Annotated in this window: 5 protein-coding genes; all 5 read left to right on the top strand. The window is 51.5% G+C overall.

The genetic code is table 11. The annotated features are described in order from the left end of the window. Window positions 1–7: 7 nt before the first annotated feature. The 5 genes from mqnC (at window position 8) to POTG_RS24515 (ending at window position 5,851) form a co-directional block, all read left to right on the top strand. Window positions 8–1,144, top strand: a complete 1,137-nt coding sequence (gene mqnC, locus POTG_RS21870; RefSeq protein WP_009227031.1) for a cyclic dehypoxanthinyl futalosine synthase — start codon at window positions 8–10, stop codon at window positions 1,142–1,144. A gap of 118 nt (window positions 1,145–1,262) precedes the next feature. Continuing rightward, the gene (locus POTG_RS21865; RefSeq protein ID WP_009227030.1) at window positions 1,263–2,174 is read left to right on the top strand and encodes a putative sporulation protein YtxC; all 912 of its coding nucleotides are present in this window, start codon (window positions 1,263–1,265) and stop codon (window positions 2,172–2,174) included. A gap of 394 nt (window positions 2,175–2,568) precedes the next feature. Then, the gene (thrS, locus tag POTG_RS21860; RefSeq protein ID WP_009227029.1) at window positions 2,569–4,506 is read left to right on the top strand and encodes a threonine--tRNA ligase; all 1,938 of its coding nucleotides are present in this window, start codon (window positions 2,569–2,571) and stop codon (window positions 4,504–4,506) included. A 354-nt stretch (window positions 4,507–4,860) separates the two neighbouring features. Continuing rightward, window positions 4,861–5,562: a 3D domain-containing protein gene (locus POTG_RS21855; protein ID WP_009227028.1), complete on the top strand. Its 702-nt coding sequence runs from the start codon at window positions 4,861–4,863 to the stop codon at window positions 5,560–5,562. A gap of 139 nt (window positions 5,563–5,701) precedes the next feature. Then, on the top strand, window positions 5,702–5,851 hold the full coding sequence (locus POTG_RS24515) for a hypothetical protein (RefSeq protein WP_198136242.1): 150 nt from the start codon (window positions 5,702–5,704) through the stop codon (window positions 5,849–5,851). Window positions 5,852–6,000: the final 149 nt, after the last annotated feature.

Raw genomic sequence — 6,000 nt, 5'->3', positions numbered from 1 at the left:
CAGTGATATGACTGCAATCGATGATATATTAAACAAAGCGCTGCAGGGCGGACGCCTGGATTTGGAGGATACGATCCGGTTGTTCGAATCTGACGAAGTGGAGAAGATCGGGCATACCGCCAACATTTTGATGGAGCGCAAGCATCCCGAACCGATCACGACGTTTGTGATCGGACGGAACATCAACTATACGAACATTTGTGACGTATATTGCCGGTTCTGTGCTTTTTACCGCCGGCCAGGTTCTGAGGAAGGGTATGTGCTTCCGGACGAAGTGATTTTTCAAAAAATCCAGGAAACGGTGGACGTAGGCGGCACAGAGATTCTGATGCAAGGTGGAACCAACCCGAATTTACCATTTAGCTATTATACGAACTTATTGAAGGCGATTAAAGAGCGGTTCCCGAACATCACGATGCACTCGTTCTCACCTGCGGAAATCATGAAGATGAAGGAAGTGTCCGATGGGCTTTCGCTGGAAGAGGTCTTGCGCGAAATCCATGCAGCAGGTCTTGATTCGCTGCCGGGCGGCGGAGCTGAAATTTTGGACGACCGGACACGCCGCAAAATCAGCCGCCTGAAAGGCTCCTGGAGAGACTGGATGGACGTAATGCAAACCGCCCATAAAATCGGAATGAACACGACGGCCACGATGGTCATCGGGTTTGGCGAGTCGATGGAAGAACGGGCGCTGCATCTGCTGCGCGTGCGGGAAGCACAGGATGAATGCATCCAGAACGGTTATCCGTCGGAAGGTTTCTTGGCCTTTATCCCTTGGACGTTCCAGCCGGACAACACGAACCTGAAAGCCGAACGGCAAACGCCGGAAGCCTATCTAAAAACGGTAGCGATTAGCCGAATTGTGTTGGATAACATCAAAAACCTGCAGTCCTCTTGGGTGACGATGGGTCCTGAAGTCGGCAAGCTGTCGCTGCAATACGGTTGTAACGACTTCGGCAGCACGATGATCGAGGAGAACGTTGTATCGTCCGCCGGTGCGACGCATAAAGTGAACATCGAATCGATCCTGTCGATCATTCGTTCCGCAGGCAAAGTTCCGGCTCAACGCAATACCAAATATGAGATTTTACGTGTGTTTGATGAAGAAGCTACGGTCGAACGCGATTTTATTATGCAAAACTAACTTGATTCTCCTATAAAATATTGCTGGCAGAACTGCCTTTCATTCCATGAACGGTTCCCGTATATCCGCTACCTTCCCACCATATACTTGGAGAAGGAAGCGGAAGGGGGCCAGATTCATGGATTTTTTTACTGTACGCGTCAATTGTGGTTCCGCCGAATCGGAGGAACGGTTCAAAGCTTTGATACAGGAGGCCGTCAGCAGCTTACATAACCGCGAGGTTCGGCTTAGCTTTCAAGCAGCCGAAGGCGGGATGCTGGAGGCGTTGCTTATCGGACGTCCAGACTCCAGCGGCGGGGGGCAAGCTGCTTGCGATCCACAACTGATCGACCTTTTGTCGCTTGGCATCGCAGAATACATCATCAGCGAGAAGGAAGAAGAGGTCGCCGCTCGAGTCATGAGACGGGATTACAGCTTCGAATCCCGCGAGGAAGCGCAGCAGGTTCATGACATGGTGGACCGGCTTCTGGCCGAAGAAGCTGTTACCGGCTGTGCCCGAGAGGAACGCAAAGCGTTGGTACAAGAAGCGCTACGCGAGTATTTGCAGTCTTCCTCCGACCTCCATCTGGAAGGGTTCGTCTGGTTTCGCCTCAAGGCTTACGAGGACAAGCTGCGCGAAATCGTAGATTATGCCGTCGACGAGTTTTTGCTCGACAAGCAGTATGAGGAATTTATTGGGCTGCTGCAGTATTTCGTGTATTTTCAGGAGCCTTTGACCCCGTTAGTTCATTTGATGCATAAGCACGATCATGAATTTGCGATTCTGAACGAGCAATTTACGCCGATTCGTGTGCCGGCTTCTGGCGGGGTTGTCGCGCGGATTGCCGATCAGGAGATGCAGATGGAGGACGTGATCGTCAGCACCTTGATCTCCCTGTCCCCGGACCGGATTTTGATTCATACCCAGGAACCTGATGCCCAGGTGATTACGACGATCTCGCGGATTTTTGGCGATCGGGTGGAAATCTGCTTGCTTTGCCCGCATTGCCAGCTGTTCCATCAGGAGACGCGGCGTCTAGATCAAGGGTAATGAAGAAGAGGTTTCTTGACGATCCGGGAAGTTCGCATTATAATTACTTCCATTAAGTGAACAACCTTAAATAGCGTGGACAAAGACATGAGCCAGAAGACTTGAACGGTACAGAGAGAGGGAACTTGGCTGGAATTCCCTTCGGATTCGCTTTTGGTTTACCCCTTTGTAGCTGTATTCCCGAACCTTCGTGAAGTAAGGAATACCGGTTCATTCCCGTTAACGAATGCCGAATTAAGGGCCGTTTCCGAGTTGTGATGCACGGGTGAGTGCTGCGGATTGGCCGAATGAGGGTGGAACCACGGGTATTTAACGCTCGTCCCTTTCCGGGACGGGCGTTTTTTGATTTGTCCGCTTCCGGTAAACAATCACATATTTTAGGGAGGAAATCAAGGTGGCAGTATCTGTTATTTTGCCGGACGGTTCGGTTCGGGAGTATGCGGAAGGCAGCAGTCTGGAGGATGTCGCTGCTTCGATCAGCAGCGGTTTGCGCAAAAATGCGCTGGCCGGAAAAATCAATGGCGTGGCGGTGGATTTAAACACGAAGCTGGTGGATGGCGCCAAAGTTGAGATCATTACTGGGGATTCCCAAGAAGGTCTGGAAATCATGCGTCACAGCAGCGCCCACTTGATGGCTCAAGCGGTGAAACGCTTGTTTGGCAACAAGGAAGTGAAGCTGGGGATCGGGCCGGTCATCGAAGACGGCTTCTACTATGACATGGACTTGGAGCATCCGCTTAATCCAGAGGACCTGCAAAAGATCGAAAAAGAAATGGAACGCATCATCGGTGAAAACCTGCCGATTACCCGCCGCGAGGTTAGCCGTGAAGAAGCGTTAGCGATCTATACGGAGCTGGATGATCCGTATAAGCTGGAGATCATTCGCGAATTGCCGGAAGGCAGCGTCATTTCGATTTATGATCAAGGCGAGTTCTTCGACCTGTGCCGCGGGCCGCACGTGCCTTCGACCGGGAAAATCAAAGTGTTTAAGCTGCTGAGCGTGGCTGGCGCGTACTGGCGCGGCAACAGCAACAACAAAATGCTGCAGCGGATTTACGGTACCGCGTTTATGAAGAAAGCGGACCTGGATCATCATCTGCACATGCTGGAAGAAGCGAAGAAACGCGACCACCGGAAGCTGGGGAAGGAACTCAACATCTTTACGTTCAACAACCTGGTCGGCCAAGGCTTGCCGATTTGGCTGCCGAAGGGAGCGACGGTTCGTCGGACGCTGGAGCGTTATATCGTTGATATCGAAGAAAGACTGGGTTACCAGCATGTATACACGCCGGTGCTGGGGAACGTGGATTTGTATAAAACATCGGGTCACTGGGAGCATTATCAAGAAGACATGTTCCCGAAAATGGCGATCGATACGGAAGAATTCGTGCTTCGTCCGATGAACTGCCCGCATCACATGATGGTTTATAAGAGTGATATGCGCAGCTACCGGGACTTGCCGATCCGCATCGCCGAGCTGGGGATGCAGCATCGTTATGAGATGTCCGGCGCATTAACCGGGTTGCACCGCGTGCGTTCTATGACGCTGAATGACGCTCATATTTTCTGCCGTTTGGATCAAATCAAAGATGAATTTAAGCGCGTCCTGGATTTGATCAAACAGGTATACAACGATTTTGGGATTCATGAGTATCGGTTCCGGTTATCTTACCGTGATCCTCAAGATACTGAGAAGTACTACCAAAACGACGAGATGTGGAATACGGCGCAGCGGATGCTCCGCGAGGTTGTAGAGGAAGCCGGCTTGCCATTCTTTGAAGCAGAAGGCGAAGCGGCGTTCTACGGACCGAAGCTCGACGTGCAGATCAAAACGGCGCTTGGCAAGGAAGAAACGCTGTCGACTGTGCAAATCGACTTCCTGTTGCCAGAACGTTTTGAGCTGGAGTACGTTGGCGACGACGGCCAGAAGCATCGTCCGGTCGTGCTGCACCGCGGGATCCTCGGGACGATGGAACGTTTCACGGCCTTCCTGCTGGAGAACTTTGCAGGGAATCTGCCGCTCTGGCTCGCTCCGGTTCAAGCGAAGGTGCTTCCGGTGTCCAGCAACTTCGACGCTTATGCTCGTCAGGTCGAAGACAAGCTGCGGGCTGCCGGCATCCGCGCCGAAAGCGATCTGCGCAACGAGAAGCTCGGGTATAAGATCCGCGAAGCTCAGCTTGAGAAGCTGCCGTACATGCTCGTCGTAGGCGAAAACGAGCAAAACGCCGGCACCGTTTCCGTCCGCAAACGCGGCCAAGGCGACCTTGGCGCCAAAGCGGTGGATGAAGTGATTGCTCAATTGCAGGAGGAAATCCGCAACCACGTGATTTAGTTCGTGTGCGTTTCGTCTGCACCGTCCGCTCGGGCGGATGAGCGGAGTAAATGTTGCACTTTTTACAACATTTTTGTGTGGGGGAAGGCCCAGTTGAATTAACCCAACCTCAAAAGCTCCAACTGCAAAAGTGCATTGCGTGATGTGCAAAATCCCGATTTCAAGGGGCCTGAAGTGTAAAAGTGCAATTCATTGAGGGAGTTTTTGGCTGAATCGGCGGTTTTGAGCGGAAATGAACTGTATTCATGATTCGACGTCGATCAAGCCTCTTCGGTAAAGCTTCGTGATGAAAAGCCAGGATGTATAGAATTGGGCGTATGTGGAAAACCTTTCGAATAAGGGGGAGGTTTTCTCATGCGCCAATTTCATTTCTGGCACAAGTTTAGTACACGCTGTTTGCTTGCAGGATTGCTTGTATTTACGATGGCGGCGGATCTGCCGGTTGGGGGCTTCCAGCCGCAAAGCATTTACGCGAACCGGCAATACCGGAATTACGCAGAATGGCTGGGGCTGAAGCAAACGCAGCAACTGCAAGCGGTAAGAACAACACGACAATACCAATATCAACGGGTCATCATGATGAACCCGGAACATAAACAGGCTCAACAGGCTCAGCCTGAGCGTAAGAAAAAAGCGGTGGAAACGGTCAAAGTGCTGGCAACCGGTTATACCGCCGGCTATGAATCCACCGGCAAGAAGCCCAACCATCCGCAATACGGCATCACGTATTCGGGCGTTCGGGTGCGGCGTGACAAAGATACCGTCTCGACGATTGCCGCCGACTTAAAGATTTTTCCGATTGGCACGATCCTTTATATTCCGGGGTATGGCTACGGGGTCGTTGCCGATAAAGGCTCCGCGATCCGCGGTCATAAAATCGACCTTTATTTTGATACCATCAAGCAGGTTTATAAGGAATGGGGCAAAAAAGAGGTTGAGGTCCAGGTGGTTCGCAAAGGAGACGGCAAGTTGACCGAAGAGATGCTGAAGGAGCTTGGCAAAGCGATGGAAGTGAACAAAGAAATTCCTGAAAATCTTTGGGACAAGGCGATTTAAGCTTCGCCACCCCTTCGCTTTTTCGCTCGCATAATTCATCTTCCCGGTTCGCATAATAAGGTTCGTGGTCCACGACGAGAGGGCTGCGAAAACGCCAACGACTCACGGAATCGGCGTATGCGAGAGGGAGGTGAGAATCATGGCAAATCAAAAGAAAGCCGCTTCTCCAGGTTACAAAACACCTAACGAGAAGTTTAATGAAGAATTTGCTGAAGAAAGCACAGCAACCGTTGCTCAGAAAGCGAAAGCTTCTCGCAATGCAACGACTTCAGTGAACAAACAACAATAATGATCGCGTAAAGCGAAAAGAGCGTCCCTTGAGGGACGCTTTTTACATATATTCCCTTTCCCCTCGGTCTTGGGACCGATCAAGCTTTCCATCCCGCGCCGCTGTTCATCACCTTACGCTTCAGGTAAACTGGCATTAGTAAGAGGCAG

This window comes from Paenibacillus sp. oral taxon 786 str. D14, assembly GCF_000159955.1.
Lineage (GTDB): Bacteria > Bacillota > Bacilli > Paenibacillales > Paenibacillaceae > Fontibacillus > Fontibacillus phoenicis.
Note: the sequence above shows the minus strand (reverse complement) of the source record. Positions and strands in the feature narration are given on the sequence as shown.

Bases quoted from the DNA above. Each gene is read 5' to 3' on its own strand.
- POTG_RS21865 (WP_009227030.1), top strand. From the start codon at position 1,263: ATGGATTTTTTTACTGTACGCGTCAATTGTGGTTCCGCCGAATCGGAG.
- POTG_RS24515 (WP_198136242.1), top strand. From the start codon at position 5,702: ATGGCAAATCAAAAGAAAGCCGCTTCTCCAGGTTACAAAACACCTAAC.
- mqnC (WP_009227031.1), top strand. From the start codon at position 8: ATGACTGCAATCGATGATATATTAAACAAAGCGCTGCAGGGCGGACGC.
- POTG_RS21855 (WP_009227028.1), top strand. From the start codon at position 4,861: ATGCGCCAATTTCATTTCTGGCACAAGTTTAGTACACGCTGTTTGCTT.